Annotated in this window: 19 protein-coding genes and 1 pseudogene; 3 read left to right on the top strand and 17 right to left on the bottom strand. The window is 62.7% G+C overall.

Translation table 11 applies throughout. From position 1 onward, the window contains the following. Window positions 1-7: 7 nt before the first annotated feature. The 3 genes and pseudogenes from AB8Z38_RS35315 to AB8Z38_RS35325 form a co-directional block, all read right to left on the bottom strand. Window positions 8-931: a catalase gene (locus AB8Z38_RS35315; RefSeq protein WP_369722146.1), complete on the bottom strand. Its 924-nt coding sequence runs from the start codon at window positions 929-931 to the stop codon at window positions 8-10. 325 nt (window positions 932-1,256) lie between these two features. Next, window positions 1,257-1,639 (bottom strand): annotated as a pseudogene (locus AB8Z38_RS35320) (acyl-CoA synthetase); the annotation flags it as partial. A gap of 197 nt (window positions 1,640-1,836) precedes the next feature. Then, complete coding sequence (locus tag AB8Z38_RS35325) at window positions 1,837-2,571, bottom strand: spermidine synthase (RefSeq protein ID WP_369722147.1); 735 nt, start codon at window positions 2,569-2,571, stop codon at window positions 1,837-1,839. Window positions 2,572-2,832: 261 nt separating this feature from the next. On the opposite strand from AB8Z38_RS35325, the gene AB8Z38_RS35330 reads away from it, so the two are divergent. Then, a complete protein-coding gene (locus AB8Z38_RS35330; RefSeq protein ID WP_369722148.1) occupies window positions 2,833-3,153 on the top strand; it encodes a helix-turn-helix domain-containing protein in 321 nt (106 codons plus the stop codon). Between the two features lie 107 nt (window positions 3,154-3,260). Here the strand turns inward: AB8Z38_RS35330 and AB8Z38_RS35335 are convergent, their stop codons facing one another. From AB8Z38_RS35335 to AB8Z38_RS35375, 9 genes are all read right to left on the bottom strand, one after another. Further along, window positions 3,261-3,794: an NADH-quinone oxidoreductase subunit B family protein gene (locus tag AB8Z38_RS35335; protein WP_369722149.1), complete on the bottom strand. Its 534-nt coding sequence runs from the start codon at window positions 3,792-3,794 to the stop codon at window positions 3,261-3,263. Window positions 3,795-3,806: 12 nt separating this feature from the next. After that, the gene (locus tag AB8Z38_RS35340) at window positions 3,807-5,318 is read right to left on the bottom strand and encodes an NADH-quinone oxidoreductase subunit C (RefSeq protein WP_369722150.1); all 1,512 of its coding nucleotides are present in this window, start codon (window positions 5,316-5,318) and stop codon (window positions 3,807-3,809) included. A gap of 18 nt (window positions 5,319-5,336) precedes the next feature. Beyond that, window positions 5,337-6,788 (bottom strand): hydrogenase 4 subunit F, encoded by a 1,452-nt coding sequence (locus AB8Z38_RS35345; protein ID WP_369722151.1) that lies wholly within the window; start codon window positions 6,786-6,788, stop codon window positions 5,337-5,339. Then, a complete protein-coding gene (locus AB8Z38_RS35350; RefSeq protein WP_369726687.1) occupies window positions 6,785-7,447 on the bottom strand; it encodes a hydrogenase-4 component E in 663 nt (220 codons plus the stop codon). Before AB8Z38_RS35350 ends, AB8Z38_RS35345 begins: the two co-directional genes overlap by 4 nt. Window positions 7,448-7,452: 5 nt before the next feature. After that, window positions 7,453-8,409: a respiratory chain complex I subunit 1 family protein gene (locus AB8Z38_RS35355; protein ID WP_369722152.1), complete on the bottom strand. Its 957-nt coding sequence runs from the start codon at window positions 8,407-8,409 to the stop codon at window positions 7,453-7,455. Further along, complete coding sequence (hyfB, locus tag AB8Z38_RS35360; RefSeq protein WP_369722154.1) at window positions 8,400-10,412, bottom strand: hydrogenase 4 subunit B; 2,013 nt, start codon at window positions 10,410-10,412, stop codon at window positions 8,400-8,402. Before hyfB ends, AB8Z38_RS35355 begins: the two co-directional genes overlap by 10 nt. Further along, window positions 10,412-10,732: a helix-turn-helix domain-containing protein gene (locus AB8Z38_RS35365; protein ID WP_369726688.1), complete on the bottom strand. Its 321-nt coding sequence runs from the start codon at window positions 10,730-10,732 to the stop codon at window positions 10,412-10,414. Before AB8Z38_RS35365 ends, hyfB begins: the two co-directional genes overlap by 1 nt. Window positions 10,733-11,198: 466 nt before the next feature. Further along, entirely contained in the window at window positions 11,199-12,200 is a 1,002-nt protein-coding gene (locus AB8Z38_RS35370) for an alpha/beta hydrolase (protein ID WP_369722155.1), read from the bottom strand. Between the two features lie 17 nt (window positions 12,201-12,217). Next, window positions 12,218-13,156, bottom strand: coding sequence for an MBL fold metallo-hydrolase (locus AB8Z38_RS35375; RefSeq protein ID WP_369722156.1), 939 nt, complete (start codon window positions 13,154-13,156; stop codon window positions 12,218-12,220). 231 nt (window positions 13,157-13,387) lie between these two features. Here AB8Z38_RS35375 and AB8Z38_RS35380 point away from each other — a divergent pair, with 231 nt between their 5' ends. After that, entirely contained in the window at window positions 13,388-14,332 is a 945-nt protein-coding gene (locus AB8Z38_RS35380; protein ID WP_369722157.1) for a LysR family transcriptional regulator, read from the top strand. A 94-nt stretch (window positions 14,333-14,426) separates the two neighbouring features. Here the strand turns inward: AB8Z38_RS35380 and AB8Z38_RS35385 are convergent, their stop codons facing one another. The 5 genes from AB8Z38_RS35385 to AB8Z38_RS35405 all read right to left on the bottom strand — a co-directional run bounded on the left by AB8Z38_RS35385 (window position 14,427) and on the right by AB8Z38_RS35405 (window position 19,353). After that, complete coding sequence (locus AB8Z38_RS35385; protein WP_369722158.1) at window positions 14,427-15,524, bottom strand: Gfo/Idh/MocA family protein; 1,098 nt, start codon at window positions 15,522-15,524, stop codon at window positions 14,427-14,429. A gap of 47 nt (window positions 15,525-15,571) precedes the next feature. Next, on the bottom strand, window positions 15,572-16,564 hold the full coding sequence (gene nagA / locus AB8Z38_RS35390) for an N-acetylglucosamine-6-phosphate deacetylase (protein WP_369722159.1): 993 nt from the start codon (window positions 16,562-16,564) through the stop codon (window positions 15,572-15,574). A 142-nt stretch (window positions 16,565-16,706) separates the two neighbouring features. Next, complete coding sequence (locus AB8Z38_RS35395; RefSeq protein WP_369722160.1) at window positions 16,707-17,732, bottom strand: SIS domain-containing protein; 1,026 nt, start codon at window positions 17,730-17,732, stop codon at window positions 16,707-16,709. Continuing rightward, complete coding sequence (locus tag AB8Z38_RS35400; protein ID WP_369722161.1) at window positions 17,729-18,484, bottom strand: GntR family transcriptional regulator; 756 nt, start codon at window positions 18,482-18,484, stop codon at window positions 17,729-17,731. The genes AB8Z38_RS35395 and AB8Z38_RS35400 overlap by 4 nt, the downstream gene beginning before the upstream one ends. Beyond that, window positions 18,475-19,353, bottom strand: coding sequence for a BadF/BadG/BcrA/BcrD ATPase family protein (locus AB8Z38_RS35405; RefSeq protein WP_369722162.1), 879 nt, complete (start codon window positions 19,351-19,353; stop codon window positions 18,475-18,477). Before AB8Z38_RS35405 ends, AB8Z38_RS35400 begins: the two co-directional genes overlap by 10 nt. Window positions 19,354-19,469: 116 nt before the next feature. Between AB8Z38_RS35405 and AB8Z38_RS35410 the strand changes: the two genes are divergently transcribed. Further along, complete coding sequence (locus tag AB8Z38_RS35410) at window positions 19,470-20,393, top strand: N-acetylmuramic acid 6-phosphate etherase (RefSeq protein ID WP_369722163.1); 924 nt, start codon at window positions 19,470-19,472, stop codon at window positions 20,391-20,393. Window position 20,394 lies beyond the last annotated feature (1 nt).

Below are 20,394 nucleotides of genomic sequence, written 5' to 3' on the forward strand. Positions count from 1 at the left end.
CGTCTGATCAACGACGTCTTGCCAGTGAGATGGCGTAGGCGGCACTTCGGGCCGCGAAAATCTCATCAGGCGGATGATCGATGCCTTCGGCGAGACTTGCCGGATCGAACAATGTGGCGTCGCACGCTTCATTTGGCTCGAGGCCTGTAATGACGATCGTTCCTAGCCGAACGGCTTCTCGTCTGTCCTCATCAGGCCAACGGATGGTCACGTCCAGGGTGGGATCGCCGGGACGATCGAGCAGTGTCATCACGCTGAACCGGACATCACCTACCGCGATCCGATCTTTGAGGTCATCGTGCAGGAAGTCGCCGGACCTTGCCTTGGCCTCGTGCTCCGTCAGCCTGATGTCGCCGCCGACGGGAGTGACCTTGAACTTGATGAATCGCGTCTCGCCGCCTGAATTCGTCGCGCGAAAAGCGTGCACGCCCCAATAGGTCGTGCCGGCAAAGCTCATCGGCACAGGATGTGCTGCGACGTAGTTGGCTTGATTCAGCGTTTCGGGATTGGCGGCGGAGAACGCCTTGATGGCCTCCATGTCTGGCTTGCCGTGCGGTCCCGGCACTCGTGTTTTGAGGAGGGTCAGCATCTGATCGAGTGTTCTCGCGAAATGGACCGGAGCACTTTGCGCGACAACATTCGAAAGATGGTGCTCGTCGCCAAGCCTGAAGCTGAAGCCGAGCAGCATGAGCTTATCGCCTTCTCCCACTGCGGGGCTTTCGTCGATTGAGAAGCGCGCCAGCACGCGTGATGGCCCAGTGAAGCTGCGGGATTTGGTAATCTCTTTTGCTTCATCCGACGGAATGTAGGCGCCGCGGACGCATCGGCCTTTGGCAAAGCTCGCGCGTTCCCTTGGGGAATTGACGGCGACCGATCTCAGGCAGTCTACGATCGACGCAGGCGTGGCGCCGCCGCTCGGGTACTTGGACATTGCAGGGTCTCAACTTAACCCGACACGAACTAGCGAACCTCTTGTCGGTTTACTCCAGAGCGATTGCGGTCGTTATGGCGCGATTGCTGCTATTTCGTGCTGCGTGCAGTGCGGCAATCGCTTCAATTGTGGCAATCGCAGAAACGCCTGGCTGAACGGAATGACGGAATGGCCGCTGATGCTCCCAAATCGTCTCAGGGATCAGGGGTGGCATCGGCACCAATCATTTGGAAACGAGCGCTGCTACGCGACGGTGCCAAGTGACCTTAGCCCGCCGGCAGCGCGCGGAGTGCAATCGAGAGTGGCTCTCGTACGCCAGCCGGGTTCAGACCGAAATCGCCTTCGCCGACTCCATCTGATTGCGCAATAGGAATTTCTGGATCTTGCCAGTCGACGTCTTTGGAAGCGTCCCGAACACCACAGTTTTTGGAGACTTGAAGCCGGACACCTGCGAGCGACAGAAGGCAATGATCTCTGCCTCAGTCGCACTCGCGCCTTTCTTCAACTCGACGAAGGCGCAAGGCACCTCTCCCCATTTTTGATCTGGCTTCGCCACTACTGCCGCAAGCAATACGGCCGGGTGCCTATAGAGCACATCCTCGAGCTCAACGGACGAGATGTTCTCGCCACCTGAGATGATGATGTCTTCGAGCGGTCCTTGATGATGATGTAGCCGTCCTTGTCGAGGACTCCGAGATCGCCCGTGTGTCGTAGTGCTGCGTGCATTTGGAAACTGTAGAGAAGCGGTAGTATTGAACTCTTCGTGCGACGATTTTGTGTGGGCGGACGCGGCTGGATCGCTGTTCGGCTTCTCCCTTGTGTCGGCATCTTCGCCGCATCCGATACCGCGCGCGGATCTGATGGGACAGCTCGATTACGTGCTCCCTCAGCTGCAAACTGCAACCTTAGCGCTGTCCACAAGCGAGATCGCGGCTTCGCATGCGTCCCCGACGAATCGCCCACCGCTCATGGCTGTGGTGCAACACGCGATCAAGCGCTGCCCGTGGGCCCAACTGTTTCTCGGGAACACAGATGATAACCGCATTACGATCCTCCATGCATTGCTCATCGACGATCCATGTCCGCAGTTCTCGCCCGGCAAGTCTGGCGGCAATCCGGTCAGGTGTCGGATCAATGTCGTTCGCCACCGTCACGTTCATCACAATCCGGCCGCCGGGTGCCAGACGAGCGCGGATGGCGTCGCAGGTCTCGGCATCAAATTCTTCGGTGAAACGGAATCCCGGTCCACCGACGTCGATTGCGATACCGTCGTAATATCCGCCATCATCGAATACGAATTGTCGAAAGTCGGAGACAATGCAGGGGAGTTCGTTCGGCAGATCGAAATATCTTTGCGCGAGCACGAAACTGATCGGGTTGATGTCGACGACGGTGACTTTATTGCCGAGACGCCATAGCCGTGTCGCAAGATTCCCGCCGCCGCAACCCAGGACGAGGATACGTTCGGACCGGGACAGCAGTTCATCCATGAGTTTGACGTAGGTGAACACGCTTTCGCCGTTTGGCGTCGCCTGGCTTTGTCTGATCCCTTCCTCGAAATACACGCGTGTACCGTCCCAGGAACACTCGACGATCTCGATCTGGCCATTCATCCCTTGATAGCGACCAAGCAACTTCACGACACATCACCATATTAACTTAGAGCATCAGAACACAAGTGTCAGACATCTCTGTCATGTAGCGTACGCAGCGCCAGTCTTTCGGGATGTCTCGCTAAACTTGCCGCATCCATCGCAAAAATTCGGTAAAGTCCAAGGCCCGCTATCCGATGCCATCGACCGACTTCGCTGCTGATATATTTTGCTTCTGAACTGATGGTTGAAGCGGTAACTTGTATGGTATGGATCCCTGGATGAGAACGTCACCGGAGGTCGCCATTCATGATTACGGCCAACCAGCTCAGGGCCGCCCGTGCGCTCCTGAACATCGATCAGCGCCAGATGGCCGAGCTTGCGGATCTTTCGGTTCCTACCATCCAGCGCATGGAGGCGAGCGACGGGGTTATCCGCGGCAACGTCGATTCTCTGATGAAGTTGGTCTCCGCACTGGACCACGCCGGAATCGAATTGATCCCGCCCGGAGGGCAGAGCTCGTCCGGTGGTCGGGGCGTCCGTCTCAGGGAGCACGTCGCGAAACCGAAAACCAAAAACGTGAAGCAACCCAAGTCTGGTTCGTCCCGCACGCTGCAACGCGCGCGATGAATCGCCGGTCTGTCGGAGCCGAATGGCGGCGCCACGAAAATGGCCGACAATCATGATTGTCGGCCAAGGGTCGTGCGTCGTCTCATCAAGCTTGCTCGGAGCGCTGATCAATTGGAAGTAGCGCTGTCGGCCGTCTGATCGAGCAGAGCAAGAAGTCCTTGCAAGATCGCAAGCGGCGGCGGCGGGCAACCGGGGATGTGAAGATCGACCGGTATGACCTGCGAGACTCCGCCGGCCACCGCGTAACTGCCGGCAAAACACCCTCCGTCCTGGGCGCAATCACCCACAGCGACAACCCATTTCGGATTTGGGACCGCATGATAGGTGCGCTCCAACGCATGGCGCATGTTCTTGGTCACGGGCCCGGTCACCATCAGCACGTCCGCATGGCGAGGTGAAGCGACGAACCTGAGGCCGAAGCGCTCCACATCGTAGTAGGCATTGTTGACCGCGTGGATCTCGAGCTCGCATCCATTGCAGGATCCGGCGTCGACTTCGCGTATCGAGAGACTGCGGCCGAGGCGCCGCCGCGCAGCGCGACCAACGGTTGCTGCGAGCTCTGTCAGCGCGGCCTCGTTCGGCGACGGCGCCTGCTCCGTAAATGGTCGGCGAAACAGGCTTTCAAAAAGCAGCTTGCGCATCCTGTGCTTCCGTTAAAGATCCTGGCCCGAATAGGAGCAGTTGAAGGACTTGTTGCAGAGCGGAAAATCCGCGACGATATTGCCCTCGATTGCAGCCTCCAGAAGCGGCCATTGAAACCACGAGGGGTCGCGCAGGTGGCATCGGTCGACCCGGCCGTCCCGCAGGCGGAGCCAGACCAGGACGTCACCCCGAAATCCTTCCACGATCGCCATGCCTTCCCGCGCCTCCCGCCGATGTCCCGCATGTGTGCCCAACGGGCCGTCGGGAAGGCGCTCCAGGATCTGGTCGATTAGCAGGAGTGACTGTTCGACCTCGCGCACGCGAATCCAGACGCGGGCGTTGACGTCACCCTCGTTCAGGACCGGCGCGTCGAAGCGCAGCGTGTCATATGGCGGATATCGAAGCGTAATTCGCGCGTCGAAAGACCGGCCCGATGCGCGGCCTATGTAGCCTCCGGCGGCATATTGTCTTGCCAGTGCCGGTTTGAGAACGCCGGTATTGACCGTACGATCCTGCAGCGACGCCGTGTTGTCATAGAGCTCGACCAACTGCGGAAACCGCAGGCGGATAATGTCTAGCGCCGCCTGGATGACGTCCTTGCCGTCATCGTCGAGGTCGCGGGTCACGCCGCCAGGCACGATGATATCCCGCATCAACCGGTGGCCGAATGCGGCATCGGAGGCGCGCAGAATGCTCTCGCGCAGCACGCTGCAATGAGCGTGCATCAGCGCGAAGGAAGCGTCGTTGCAGATTGCCCCGATATCGCCGAGATGGTTGGCAAGCCGCTCCAGTTCGCCAAGCAGCGCTCGCAGCCAAACCGCACGATCAGGCACGACGAGTTGCAAGGCTGCTTCGGCCGCACGCGAAAACGCAAAGGCATAGGCTACCGTGCTGTCGCCGGAGACGCGTCCGGCAAGCTTGGCCGCCTGTTCAAGACTGGCTCCAGCCATGAGACTCTCGATACCTTTGTGGGTATATCCAAGCCGCTGCTCCAGACGGACCACGGTCTCGCCGCTTGCCGTGAACCGAAAATGTCCGGGCTCGATAGTTCCGGCGTGCACCGGACCAACAGCGATCTCGTGCAGGCCAGGTCCCTCCGCCGGCAGGAAGGGATAAGGCGACGCCTCCGACGAGGCGACGGCGCGATCTCCCAATGGGAAGCGCTCGCCCCAACGATTGTGATCGAGCCAGGGGCGGTTATCGGGCAGGCCTTCTGCAGTCAAGCCGAACAGATCGTTGAGGGTGCGCTCCAGTCGAAGCGCCGGCGGGTGATGCTTGCCGACCGAGGGATAGCGCTGATCGGGACAATCCAGGCTGATGTTGGCGATTTCTGCCGTTTGCTCGTCCATGATCGCCATGTGCACCGTTGAGGGTTCTCCCCAAAGGCCGAGCAGGCTCCAGCGCCCGTGTGCCAGCTCGCTTGCTGCAAAGGTCCAAACCGAAGCATCAACGATAACCCGCGGCCATGGGCTGTGTTGCTCAACCTGGTGGCCCTCGAGCATGAGATCGATCAGCGATGGCATATCCGGCTAATCCCCCAACTATCCCAACAGGCGAGCGACATGCTGGAACCAGACCACGAGCGGCGCGGGAAGATAAATTCCCGCCATCAGTACCAGGGCAAGATGCGTGAACATCGGCACATAGGACGCCTCGGCTGACTTGGTGCTGCCGCGCGGCTCGCCGAATGCGACGCTTGTCAGGCGCAGCGTCAATGCGCCGAACGCCAGCAGCAGTCCGAACACCAGCACGATCGCGAGCAGAGGTTGGCGTGCGAAGGTCGAGCTTACCACCAGGAATTCGCTCATGAAGATGCCGAGCGGCGGCAGGCCAGCGATCGCGACAACGCCCGTCACCAGACCCCAGCCGAGCGCCGGATGGGTTACGGTCAGCCCCCTTATACGGCTGATCCGCTGCGTTCCCTTGATCTGGGAGATATGACCGACAGCGTAGAAGATGGCCGACTTGGTGAGGCTGTGCATCACCATGTGCAGAAGTCCGGCGAAATTGGCCAGCGGTCCGCCCATCCCGAACGCAAACACGATGATGCCCATGTGCTCGATCGAGGAATAGGCGAACAGGCGCTTGATGTCGCGCCGGCGGTAGAGCATGAACGCAGCGAACACGAGCGAAACCAGGCCCATCGTCACCATCAGAGGCCCGGGCGCAATTGCGGCCGGATTTGCCGCAAGCAGGATCTTGAAGCGCAGCAGGGCATAGAGCGCGACGTTCAGAAGCAGGCCTGACAGTACCGCCGATATCGGCGTCGGACCTTCGGCGTGGGCGTCGGGCAGCCATGCGTGCAGCGGCGCCAGACCGACTTTGGTTCCGTAGCCGAGAAGCAGGAATATGAACGCAACGTTGAGCAGAGCGGGATCGAATTTGGAAGCGTGTTCGATCAGAAGCGTCCAGACCATACCGTCCTGACCTTCGCCAACGATCGGACGCGCGGCCATGTAAACCAGGATCGTGCCGAATAGCGCAAACGCGATGCCGACACTGCCCAGGATGAAATATTTCCAGGCGGCTTCGAGCGCGGCATGCGATCGATAAATCCCGACCATCAACACAGTCGTCAGCGTGGCGATCTCGACCGCGACCCACATCAGACCGATGTTGTTCGACACGAAAGCGAGGTTCATGCCGAACATCATGGTCTGGTACATGGAGTGATAGAAGCGCAGGTATACGGGCGTCAAACGGCCCGTTTCGAGTTCGTGGGCGATGTAGCTGGCGCTGAAGATGCTCGTCGTGAATCCCACAAAAGTATTGAGCACGATAAAGACGATGTTCAGATCGTCGATCAGCATGTACGGCCCTGGCGGCGGACGCTCGACGACCAGCAACGAGAGGGCAGCAAGAAAAGTCCCCAGGCTTGCGACGACGTTCAACTGCGCCGTCAGCCGGTAGCCCGGCAATATGGCCAGCAACGCTGCCGAGCCGATCGGAATCAGAAGGACGGCCGCCACCGGATCGAGGAAATGCGCGCTCATCGCCGTTCGCCCCGGTAGTCGTCGAGTGCGGAGACATCGACGGAATCGAAGCGTTCGCGGATCCGGAACAGGAATATGCCGATGACAATGAAGGCGATTAGGATCGAGAAGGCAACGCTGATCTCGACAACCAGCGGCATGCCTTTGGCGCCCGTTGCGGCCAGCACCAGTCCGTTCTCGAGCGACATAAATCCGACGACCTGACTGACCGCATTGCGGCGAGTCACCATCACCAGAAGTCCGAGCAGCACCACCGACAGCGCGAAGGCCAGGTCCTCGCGCGCCAACGGGTCTGCTTCCGCGGTCACCCTCAGCATCAGGACCATGGAGAGGGCGACCAGTCCCATTCCGGCCAGCATGGTCAGGCCTATCCCCACGGCCGACTCGATGTCACGATGAATTCCAAGCTGCATGACGATGCGGTGAAGCGCTACCGGAATGACGATCGCCTTGAAGACGAGGGCAATTGCCGCGGTGACGTACAGATGAGGCGCATCCTGGATAAAGGCCTGCCAGGCCACGGACAGCGCCAGCACCAGTGCGTGCAGCGCAAACACGTTCAGTAGCGAGTAGAGCCGGTCCTGGTACAGCATCATGAAGCTGATCAGGACGAGCCCGCCGGCCAGCGTATGCGAGACGTCGAAGGCGAGGCTGTGCATCTGCATCAGAAGCTCTTTGACACGAACAGAAGGAGGGTGCCGAGCAGGCCCAGCATGAGCGCGGCGCCTAGAAATTGCGGAACGCGAAACACCCGCATTTTCGCCGTCGCGGTCTCGAACAGCGCGAGGAAAAAGCCGGCAGCCGCGAGCTTGACGAGGTAGGCGACGGCTCCGACGGCGTAGGACAAGGGACCGGTGCCGAAGACGGCTATCTTCCAGGGCAGGAACACGCACGCGATCAGCGAGATATAAAGCAACAGCTTGAGGAAGGCGCCAAATTCGATCATCGCGAGGTGACGGCCCGAATACTCGAGGACCATCGCTTCATGCACCATGGTGAGCTCCAGGTGCGTGGCTGGATTGTCGACCGGAATTCGCGCGTTCTCCGCCAGGGCCACCATGATGAGCGCGATCACCGCCATTCCCAACGATACCCGCAAGCCGACATAGGATGAGGCCACGAAATTTGCGACCGTCGAAAGTTGGGTCGAGCCCGCAACCAGGGCAATGCAAAATACAACCAGCAGCATCGCCGGCTCCGCCAGCGCAGCGATCATGACTTCGCGGCTGGCGCCGATGCCGCCGAAACTGGTGCCGACGTCCATGCCGGCCAGCGCCAGAAAGAAGCGTGCGCTTCCGAGCAGCGACACGATGGCGATCAGGTCCGCGGTCCAGTTGAACAACAGCCCGGTGGCAAAGGTCGGCACCAGCGCGGCGGCGACCCAGATCGCGGCAAAGGTCACGTAGGGGGTGACGCGGAACAGCCACGAGGCGTTGTCCGCCAGCACCACTTCCTTGCGGAGCAAGCGCAGGAGATCCCGGTATGGCTGAAAGACCGACGCTCCCTGGCGGCGCACCAGGCGGGCCTTCATTTTGCGAACGAAGCCGGTGAGCAGCGGGGCGAGTAGCAGCACCAGCAGCATCTGCATGCCCTGCACAAATATGTCGGACATCACGACCATATCGCGAGCACCAGAAGCAGCGTGACGAGCGTGACAAAGACTAGGCTGAGATAGCGCCGGATGGTCAGGAATTGCAGGCGATTGAGCTTATCGGCGGAGAAGCCGACCGCGCCTGCTATCGGCTGATACATTGCCTCCCAGATCAGATCGTGCAATTCGATGCGCAGGCGTGCCGGCCTGACATCTCCTGGAGCCGGCATCTCGACATGGTCGCGGGCATGGAACACGAGCGTGCCGAAAACGCGGCGGATAGGCTGCGCGAAGCTCGCGCCCGAGTACTGGGCCGCCGGTGTCGGGTCGGAAAAGCCGCAGCCCCAGGCCGGTCCCCGCCGCAACGCCCGAGAGGCAAAGCGATGAATGAAGACGACCGCCGCCGAGGCGGAAATCGTGATGAACAGCATCACGAGCAATCCGTTGTATGAACTGCGGCTCTCGGCAATCGGCGCGATCGAAAGCCAGGATTCGTTGGACTGAATCGGCATGTGGCCACCGAGAATCTGTACCGAGATCGGCGCCAGCGCATCGATCACTGGTCCCGGCAGAATTCCAGCCAGCAAGCAGAGTGCGGCGAGGATGACCATCGCTGAAAGCGAGTAGCGGTCGACTTCCCCGGAGGTTTCCGCGGCCACGCTGCGCGGGCGCCCGAGAAAGGTCACGCCGTATGCCTTGACGAAGCACGCCGCGGCTAAGGCGGCAGCGAGGGCCAACAGCGCGCCGACCGCAGGCACCGTGATCTTCAGCCCCCATTGCGGCAATTCCGGACTCTGCAGCACGGCCTGAAATATGAGCCATTCCGAGACGAAGCCATTGAACGGCGGAAGTGCCGAGATCGCGACACAGCCGACCAGAACGGCGAAGCTCGTAACGGGCATGCGGTGAATGAGGCCACCCAGCTTCTCCATGTTCCGTTCGCCCGTCGTTGTCAGAACGGCGCCGGCGCCGAAGAAAAGCAGGCTCTTGAAGAAGGAATGATTGAGGACGTGGAACAACGCTGCGGTGAAGGCGAGCGCTGCCAGCAGCTTCAGCCCATTGGCCTGGAAGGCCAATGCAAGGCCGAGGCTCGCGAATATGACGCCGATATTTTCGATCGTGCTGTAGGCGAGCAAGCGCTTGAGATCGTTCTCCATCATCGCGTACAAAATCCCCATGACGGCGGTGATGCCGCCAAGAATGAGGACGATCACGCTTGCGGACCACGACGGCTCTCCCAACAGATCGAACACGACGCGGATGAAGCCATAGATCGCAACCTTGGTCATGACCCCGCTCATCAATGCCGAAATGTGGCTCGGAGCGGCCGGATGGGCGAGCGGAAGCCAGACGTGCAACGGCACCAGGCCGGCCTTTGAGCCGGCTCCGAGCAGCATCAGGATCAACACCAACATAGCGTACGGCGTATGGTGGGCCGCGCGGATGGCTGCAAACCCGTAATCGCCCGCCGGTCCCGCGAGCAGGCCAAAGGCCAGCAGAAGTGATAGCGTACCGAAGCTCGCCATCACGAGATAGACATAGCCGGCCTTTGCGTTACCCGCCTCACGATGGTGCGCCATCACCAGCGCCCAGGACGCCAGCGACATGAATTCCCAGCACAGGAGATAGGAAAACGCATCATCCGCCAGCACCACGAGATTCATGCCGGCCAGAAAAGCGGGGAAGAAGGGGAGCACGCGGGTCGGCACCGGCTCATGGTGGCCGTAGCCGAGACCATAGAGGCTTGCCGCGGCTCCCCCGAGATTGATGACAACAAGGAAAAACGAGGCGAGCGGGTCGAGGCAGAAATGGGCACCAAGCCACGGCAATCCGATCGGCAGCACCAGACCGGCGGCGGTTGTCGTGTCACCAAGTAGCGACCGGAGCGATCCGATCAATGCGACCGTGGCGACGGCCAACGTCGCGCCGTAAATGACGGCCGTATTGAACTTCGAGCGGCTCAGACATATGGCCAGCACCGCCAGTCCAAGCAATCCGGCAGCACACGCCATTTGCAAACTGACGCTGGACATCATGTGCGCGCCCTTGTTCTGCCTGATGCCTTGTTTTCCGATCGGACGCCCGGGGCGAGCCTGACCGAACCCGCATCCGATTTCAGTCGAACGCCACGGCCCTGTGAATTGCTGACCGCGCCTTCGTCGATCAACTCGATGCCGGCAGCGTCAAGAGCTGAGATCAGCTTCACCAGCGAATCGACATTGCCGCGAATCATCGCCTCACTCGCTTCCATACGCTGGATCGTCGGCACCGAAAGGCCGGCCAGTTCTGCGAGCCGGCGCTGATCGATGCCGAGGAGCACCCTGGCCGCCCGCAATTGAGCCGCTGTGATCATTGAATGGCCCCACTCCCCGGACCGCACGAACACCAAACATCACCATTCCATCCTAACTTATCATGTTAAAATGTCAATTAGTGATATATAAAACATCTAATCTAAATATTCCCATTTCTCCCGCGAACGACCGGCATCCGATCTTCATGCGTTCAGAGCCAATTTGTTCTCCAGCTGGCAGCTGGCCGCCGGAGCCGGGAGCTATGACAAGCGCGCTTTCGGCCGGTACCGCAAGGAAGCGGCCCGCCTCGGCGGGCCACTGTTGTTTCGGAAGGGCGTGCCGCTCAGAATCTGCGCAATCGACTTCCGTTCCGCCCGACCAGGGTCGACGGCGCGTCGCTGAACCCCAGCCCGTCCGGCCGAAAGTTGATCGTTGTTCCGCCCTCGACGAACTCGGCGAACATTGCGCGGGATCGCCGAGTGCAGGCCGTTGGCCAGCCAGCGCATTACTGCGAGTCCAAACCGACTAGTCATGCTCATACCGTTCCGAGAGAAACTGGTTGATCGCGTCGAATGCCTGCAGTCGGTTCTTCTCCAGCAGAACCATGTGCGTGCCTTCGCCGATTTCGACCCATCGCCGATATGGCGCGTGTTTCAACGAGAGGAACAAATCCTGCGCCGAGCTGATGGGCACGTCCCGGTCCCATTCGGCGTGGACCAGGAGCACCGGCGTGCAGATCTCGCCGGCATCGTAAAGGGCTTTGCCGGCCGCCCAATATTCGCGGATGTCGAGGATCGGGCCGTTCACCGCACGCATGAGCGGAGGGGTTCCGGCGCTGGCTTTCGGATCCGTTGCGAGCGAGATGTTCGCCCATAGTTCGAATCCGCCTGCTGGAATCAGACTTGGCCGCGCTGCTTCCGGCGCTGCCGAAAGCCAACGCTCTCTAAAGTCCAGAACAGGGACGTTTCGATACGCCCCGAGGCGGCCGCCTGCATCGATCGGAGCTGGGGCCTTCAGCAACCACAATGGCGCGAGCAGCGCGAGCTTCGCGACCTTGTCGTTATTGCTTGCGGTGTAAGCACCGGCCACAGAGCCGCCCCAGGACATGGCAACCAGATTGAGCCGCGTGATGTCGCGGGACTTCAGGATGTATTGGACTGCGCTGCCGAGGTCACGCACACCGACCTCGGTGCGCACAAGCGGTTCAGAATCTTCCGGCGGCGCGTCCATCTGCGGCGGGCGGGTCGATCCGCCGTAGCCGCGCACGTCGAGTGCAAAGACATCGTAGCCATGCCCGGCGAGATAATCCATGAAGGAGACGCCGCCGAGCGGCGCGTCGAAAAGGCTTCCCGACGAATAGGTCGCGCCATGCATCATCAGGATGGTTTGCTCGGCGGAGAAGGTCTTGAGCGTCGCTTTTCGCTTGTTGCGCAAGTGAAGGGAAATTCCGGCCGTGTCGCTCGGGATCATGAGGTCTTCGACCACGAGCTCTTGTCTGTCTGCGCGTGCGTAAGCGTGCTGGTTCATGATCGGTTTCCCTTTCGTCAGAGGAAATGCCAGGCGAAGCCATCGCCGCGGCGGTCGATGCGTCCGACGGACGATTCTGCGAAATGGGTGGTAAAGACCGTTGCGCCACGCTCGGCTGCGTCCTCCAGGACGAACGCGCGAGAGCGCAAGGCTGCATCAGGGAATTCGCAAAAGCAGGAATTGAGCGAAGGCTCATACACCTGCAGCGGATGGTGCATCACGTCGCCGGCAAAAAGCGCCTGCTCGCCCCGTGATACGAAGCGGATGGACGCGTGATCGACGCTGTGGCCGGGCGTCGGAACAAAGGAGATGCCCTCGAGGACCTCGTCCCCATTCACGGCGATGAGCTTGGCAAGACCGGCCTCGATCACCGGCCTCACACTGTCGTCGTAGACGCGGTCGGCCGGCTTGCGCACGGCCGCGCCGAGGGCCGGGTCCGGCCGGGCTGCTCCGATCGGCTCCGTGCCCACTGCAAGGCTCGCGCCATAGGCGTGCTCGATCCGGGAGAGGACGTAGGTCGCATTCGGGAAGGTCGGAATCCAGCGGCCGTCGACGAGGCGTGTGTTCCAGCCGACGTGATCGGCATGGACGTGGGTGAGCAGCACGTAATCCACCTGCTCGGGGGTGACGCCCGCCGCCGCCAGTCGCGCCAGGAAGGGCTCGTTCAGACGATGGAGCGGCGGGATGTCGGGCCGGTTCTTGTCGTTTCCGGTCGCCGTGTCGATCAGGATGGTGTGGTGCGGGGTTTTGACCAACCAGCTGTGAATGCTTTGAATGAAAGTCCCGGTCGCAGGATCGAAAGAGCCGGCGTCGAGCCGGTCGCGATGGTGCTCCAGCGCCTGCGGGTCGGCTCCCGGATAGAGTGCGTCGAGCTGAAATGCTGCAAGCCTCAGCTCGTCGATCCGTATGATGGATGCATCGCCGATGCGATAGGTTTTCGTCGCTTGCGTCACCATGATGTCCTCCGTTCCAGGCACTGGCTGAGCCGGCCTCATTGCCGGCGCCGCCCTGACCGTGACGTACGAAGCGCGACAGGCCGCCGGGAGGGCCGTGGGCTCGATAGGTCCCATCGACGCCATCGATGTCGAAGGGCTGTCAGCCTGGCTTTTCAGACCGCCATTTTGGCTTTACCTCTCTCATCGCGGCTCGTCCGGCCGCGATCATGTGCCTTGAACGGAGGAGGACCGATGCTGGATGCGGAACACGGTCCAGGTCGGCTGGCCGATGACACCGATCTCGCGGACATCGACCTTGGCCTATTGCTCGCCCTGGAGGCCCTGCTGCGCGAGCGGAATGTTACACGCGCGGCGTTGCGCCTCAGTATCGGCCAGCCAGCGCTATCGGCACGGCTGAACCGATTGCGACAGGTCTTTGCCGACCCGCTTTTCGTACCTGCGGCGGCCGGGCGCGGGGTGGTGCCGACGACGAGGGCGGTGGAGCTGCAGGCCGAACTGGTGGACGTGCTCGGCAAGCTACGTCGCATGGTCGAGGGACCGGCCGTATTCGACCCCGCCCGGAGCCAGCGCACCTTCGTCATTGCCATCCATGAGAATCCAGCCGTGACGCTGGCGCCGGGTTTTGTCGCGCGATTGACCGCCACCGCCGCGCGGGCGAGGCTCGCCTTGGTCCATCCCACGCGCGACGTCGTCGATCGGCTCGAACGGGGTGAGATCGACATCCTTGTGACGGGGGCTGATGGGGCACACGGTGACCTGATGCAGCGCCCGCTGTTCGACGACAGCTTTCTCTCCGCACAGCGCAAGGGTCATCCGCGCGGCAACGGGGCGCTTGACCTCGATCGCTTTTGCGCGCTCGACCATCTGCTGATCTCCGCTGACGGCGGCGGCTTCTCAGGCCTCGTCGACGACGCCCTGGCCGCGCTCGGCCGCTCGCGGCGCGTCGCCGTCTCGATTCAAACCTATGCGCTGGCACCGGTCATCCTTGCGCACAGTGATTGCATCTGCACCCTCCCGCGACGCTTTCTGATGCGATTTTCCCACGAGCTCGATCTCACGCCGCCGCCGCTCGATCTGCCGCCGGCGCGCATCGTCGCGCTGTGGCATCCGCGCAATCAGGAGGACGGAGGTCATGCTTGGCTACGCGAGTGTTTATACCAGGCGGCAGCCGCGTAATCTCGATTTGCACTCAAACCGGTTGACAACCGCCTCGTTCTTGGCGGGGAACGGAACGCTTGCCGGCGCGACACGATCTTCCGAAAATCGGTTGTCACAGGCGTACGACGTCGCCGCTGCGAATGCTGGCGTCGGCGGCAAAGACGATGCCCAGCGAGTTGATGGCGGCATCGTGATGCTCGGACAGGTCGATCTCGCCACGGATGGCGCTGAGAAATAGCCGCTGCTCGCGCTCGCAGAGCTCCTGGTGGCTCGGTTCGTCCTCGGTCGAGAGGAGTTCGTCCGGCCTTGCGAAGCGGCCCTCCAGGTCGCGGGCTGCGTGATGGATCCGCAGTGCGTTGGTTCGCGTATGCGTGTCATGGTCCGCAGAGCTCGCAGTCGCATCGCTGCTTTCCCTCGCAACCATCGATACGCTGCCGTTCGGGCCGATCATGTCCTTCACGAAATGAGCAGTCTCGCTCACCATCGGTCCCCAACCAACCTCGTACCAGCCAATTGATCCGTCCTCGAACACGATGTGAAGATGGCCGTAATTGTACATGCCAGGCGCGATCTCGTCCGTGAGCCTCGCCCCGACGGCGTGCACAGCGATCGGACGCGAGCGCGTCACCTGGCACATGATATCGACATAGTGCACGCCGCAGTCGACGATCGGTGAGGTCGACACCATGAGCTTCTTGTGAACCTCCCAGAACGAGCCGGCCGATTGCTGGTTGAGATTCATGCGCATCACGAGCGGCTTGCCGAGCGTGCGGCCGATCTCGACGAAGCGCGACCATGACGGATGGACACGAAGGATATAGCCGATCAGCAGCGCCTTTCCGCTCAGGCGCGCTGCGTCGACAATGTACCGGGCTGCCTCCAGCGTCTCGGCCAGGGGCTTTTCGCAAAACACGTGCGCACCTGCCGCGAAAGCCTGCAGGGCCATGGCGGCATGATGTTCGGTATAGGTGCAAATCGCGACGGCATCGGGACGCAGTGTCGCGAGTGCCTCGTCGTATCGCTCGAAGCGCGGCAGACCGGGAAACTCCGCGTCGAGGTCATGGCGAGCGGCCGCGCGAGAGGTGCAGAGGCCAACGAGCTTGAACCCTTCGATCGCGCCGTAGGCGCGCGCGTGGCTGGTTCCCATGGTGCCGAGCCCAACCACGAGAACGCGGATGGGCTGCGTCGTCGACGATGATGAGGAAGACATGCCCAATCGCGTCCTTCAATCCAAACAACACCCGCCAAGCTCGTGCATCAGGAGCCGCTAGACGAGCGGCCCTCGATCCAGGTTTCGAGCACGTGCAAATCGTCGTCAAGATGCACCAGGCTCGCCAGATATCCGGGCGCGATGCGGCCAAGCTCGCTCTCGCGTCGCAGAAACGTTGCCGGAACGCGCGAAGCCATCGCGAGTGCGTCGCCGAGCTCGATCTCCGTTACCTCGACGGCAAACCGTACGGCTTCGTCCATGGTCAGAACCGAGCCCGCGAGCGTTCCGTCCTCGAGCCGCAGGCTGCCTTCTGCGCAGGTCACGCGGCGGCCCTGTAGATCGAACTGATCGGGACCGCCGGCGGCCGGCGGCATCGCGTCGGTGATCAGCATGAAGCGGTCATGCCGCTTGGCGGCGAAGGCGATACGAAGGTTCGCCTCGTGCACATGATGACCATCCGCGATGATTCCGACGAAAGCCTCGTCGAGATCGAGCGCTGCGCCGACCATGCCTGGCTCGCGCCCGGCGGGCGCGCTCATCGCATTGAACAGATGGGTGAATGCGTGTGCGCCGGCTTTGACGGCCGCGCTCGCCTCCGCGTAGCTTGCATTGGAGTGGCCGAGCGAAATGAGCACGCCATGCCGCGCGAGTTCGGCAATGCTCGCCCCATCGACCCGATTGGGCGCGAGCGTCAGCATGACGGCGCCGCAATTCGCTGCGGCGATCGTCGCAATGTCGTCCGGCTTGAGGTCGCGGATGTATCGGAGCTCATGCGCGCCCTTGCGAGCCGGATCCAGGAAGGGTCCTTCCAGATGGACGCCGAGCGTTGCCGGGTTCAGTTGCCGTGCTTCGCGCGTCCCGGCGATTGCTGCCGCCATCACTTGCGGGGCATCGGTGACCAGCGTCGGCAGCAGTCCGACGGTGCCGTGCTTGCGATGCGCTGCGGCGATGCGGGCGATGCCTTCGGGCGTCGGATCCTCGTTGAACAAGACGCCGCCACCGCCATTGACCTGCACATCAATGTAGCCGGGCGCAAGCAAACCGCCACCGAGATCGCGTGCCGCGCCATGCGGTCGCCCGGAGTAGGGAGGACCGCGGCGACGCGGTCGCCTTCGACGAGGACTACGTGGTCGTCAAGGAAACGCTCGCCATCGAAAATCCGTGCGCCGGTCAAAACGATCATCAAAGGGTCTCCGTCACCTTGCGCAGGTTGCGCGGGCGGTCGGGATCTCGCCCGAGCTGGAGCGCAAGTGCCTCGGCAAGGCGATAGAACCGGTGGATCATGACGATGGGCTCCAGCAGCGTCGCCTCGACTTTTGCCGTGGCGAGACGATCCGTCTCGTCGGCGCCTCCGGCCTCGATTGTAATCACCCTCGCGCCGGCACTGGCCAGCGCCGCAAGTGTCGTCAGCATGCCGTCGCGTGCTGCGTCGGATGGCAGGAAGGCGATGACGGGAAAGCCCGAGGTCACGAGTTCGGCCGGGCCATGCAGGACCTCGGCTGCGGAATAGGCTTCGGCGTGAATCGCGCAGGTTTCCTTGAGCTTCAGCGCCGCCTCGGCGGCGATCGCAAGCGTAGCACCGCGACCGAGGACGAAAGCGCTGCGGGCATTCGCAAGCTGCCCGAGCAATGCCGCGGGCGGCGGCGCCGTTTGTCCGCGCAGGATCTCGGGCAGGCCGGTGAGGGCGTCCGCTAGCTGCCGATCTTCGCACCAAGCCGCGACGAGGCTCGCGCCCGCGACGAGACCTGCGACCATCGATTTGGTCGCCGCGACCGAGCGTTCAGCGCCGGCGCACAATGGCAGCAGCACTTCGGCCTCTTGCGCGAGCGGCGAGGCCAATTCGTTGACAAGTGCGACGGCCAGCGCACCGCCGCGTCGTGCGGCGCGCTGCATTTCGACGATGTCCGGGCTGCGTCCCGATTGCGAGATCGCGACGGAAACGCCGCTTTCGAGCCGCATCGGCGTGCGATAGAGCGTCGCGATGGAGGGACCGATGGAGGCACAGGGCACCCCCGAAACAATCTCGACAAGGTATTTCAGATAGAGCGCGCAGCAATCCGACGAGCCGCGGGCGATGGTCGCGACGAGCGGCGGATCGAGGCGGCGCAGGCGCGCGCCAAGTTCAGCGAGCCGCTCCGCGTTGTGGCCAAGCTGGCGCGCGGCCACTTCGTCAGATTCGCCAATCTCCTGAAGCATGCAGGTCGTCATCGATGCGCCTTTCGGGCCGGTGGCGACAGCGTGAGTTCGGAGACGAAGTCATACGCGTCCGCCCGGTACCAGGATTTCGTGAATTCGACGCAGGATCCGTCGGCAAGGTAGGCGATGCGCTGGATATAGAGCGCCGGGCTGTCCGGTGCGACGCCGAGCAGTTCCGCATCCGCATGATCGACGAGGGTCGCACGCAGGCGCTGCAAGCCCCGGGCGGGCCTGAAGCCTCGCGCGGAGAGCGCCTCGTAAAGCGAGCCGGCGACCGAATCCTGTTCAGGAAGAAAGCGTATAGGCACGGCGGCGCGCTCGATCGCCATGGGCGAACCGTCGGCCAGGCGCAGGCGGCCGAGCCGGAACACGCGTTCGTTCGGCCGCACGCCAAGCATCATGGACTCTTCCGGGGTCGGCAGGAATACGCCGCGCTCGAGTTCGCGCGAGCTCGCCTCCAATCCGCGGAGCCGCATATCTTCCGTGAAGCTCGTCAGGCGCGACGAGGGCTGTTCGACGCGCGGCGTTGCGCGATGAATGAAGGTACCGGCGCCATGGCGGTGAAACAGCACTCCCTCGGCGATCAGATCGGCAATCGCCTTGCGCAGCGTGGTGCGCGATACCTCGAGCAGCTCGCACAAGACCCGCTCGGCCGGAAGCAATTGCGTCTCCGCGAAGCGACCGGTCTCGATCTCGCGCCGAAGCGCGTCGACTACGGCACGATAGAGCTTTTGGCCGGGCGCGGTTTCGACCGTCAGGGACATGCAGCGTCCTCCGCGAGCGTTCCGCCGGCGAGCAGGATTGCGCCGTCGACTGCGTCGCGCTGTGGCAGGGCGAGGCGCTTGGCCACATCAGGGGGCAAAAATGGGCGCAAGGGCTCACCGAAGCCGCCGGCAAGTGCAATGCGTTCGGCGCCGAGTGCATTGAGCGCGTTCGCAAGTGCCGCTATCGCACCGGCTGCTTCGCCGACAATTTCGCGCGCGCGCATATCTCCGGACCTGGCGACGTCCAGGATCTGGGGTGCGAAGGCGCCGTAGTCGCTGGGCCTCGCGTCCGCTGCCCAGCGGCTCATCCGCAAGGGATCGCCATCGAAATGTCGCCCGAGCGCTTGCGCCAGGCCGCTCATCGGCTCGAGGCCATCGATCGCACGCAGCGTCGCGCGCAACGCCGACTCGCCAAGGCGTGCAGCAGATCCGTCGTCGCCAAGCCAGAACCCGCGTCCGCCGATGATAGTCGTTCGAGCTCCCACGCGAGCGATGCCCGCCGAGCCGGTGCCCGCGATGATCAGGCCGCCGTCGCCGAGGCCATTGGCACCGACGCAGGCGGCGACAGCATCATTGACGGCGACGATGCGCGCAAAGTCGGGCAGGGCGGCGGAGACGCGCGCTGCTTCTTCGTCGTCCGAAAGCCCGGCAAGGCTGAGGCCGACTGCGATCTCCTGCCGTGCTGCGCCGGCCGCGATGGCGGACTCGATCGTTTCACGGACGACCCGCATGGCTTCGTCGAAATCGAGATAGATGTTGGAAGCCGGCCCGACGCCGCGCCCGAGCTCGCGGCCTGAGGAATCCCGCAGTCTCGCGCGACACCGGGTCGCGCCGCCGTCCACACCGAGGAAGAATTGGGCCGTCGCCAAGGAGCCTCCTAAAAATTCCTTAACGCATCTAGACAAGTGGTATGTCACGCGGTTAAAACAAATACAAGAGGTCTGTACCATTGGTATGCACGATGTCAGGACTGCCGAACTCGGGGATGGACGGAGAGAGGTGGCGTGGCACCGGCGCCGGAATGGGCGGCGAGGCGATGTTCGTGAAGGCATTGCTCGCGTCCTACGGCCGAGCGATCGCGTCGGTCGCGGCTGCCTCCGGAGACATCCGCGCCGCCGCGCTTCGCCTCGCTGTGATTTGGCGAGCAGGCGGACGGCTGATCTATGCGGGCGCGGGCTCTTCCGGTCTTACAGCGGCTGAAGATGCAGCCGAGCTTCCCGGCACGTTCGGCCTTGATGAGAACCGCATCGCGATTGTTCTGCCCGGCGGGACCACCGAGCCGTTCCGCATCGATGGTGCCGCGGAGGACGATGCCGCAGCCGGCGAGCACGCGATAACCGGGCTCGGTGATCTCTCTCGTGATGCCGTGATCGCCGTATCGGCGAGCGGCTCGACGCCGTTCACGGTGGCCGCGGCCGCAGAGGCGCGCCGCCGCGGCGCCTACGTGATCGGCATCGCGCACCGTCCGGGCTCGCCCTTGCTCGTCGGTGCCGACGCCTCGATCTTGCTCGAGAGCGGAGAGGAGGCGTTGCGCGGTTCGACACGGCTCGCGGCCGGAGCTGCGCAAAAGGCCGCGCTAGGCATGCTCTCGTCATTGATGGGGTTCGAGCTTGGTCACATCCATCAGGGCCTGATGGTCAATCTGAAGTCCGACAATGCGAAATTGCGCGAGCGGGCGCGCGGGATCGTCGCAACAATCGCCGGCATCAGCGATGCCGAAGCGGAAGCGGCGCTGCGCGAAGCCCACGGCGAGGTCAAGCCGGCCATCCTGATTGCCTGCGGTATCGGCAGCATGAGCGAAGCCGTCGCGTGGCTCGCTGCTGCAGAAGGCCGGATAGACGACGCGTTGAGCCGCGCACGCGCAACAGCCAACGGGATCAAGGGCGAAGGCCCGAACAAGGGAGCGTAGC

It is taken from the genome of Bradyrhizobium sp. LLZ17 (assembly GCF_041200145.1).
Classification (GTDB): Bacteria; Pseudomonadota; Alphaproteobacteria; order Rhizobiales; family Xanthobacteraceae; genus Bradyrhizobium.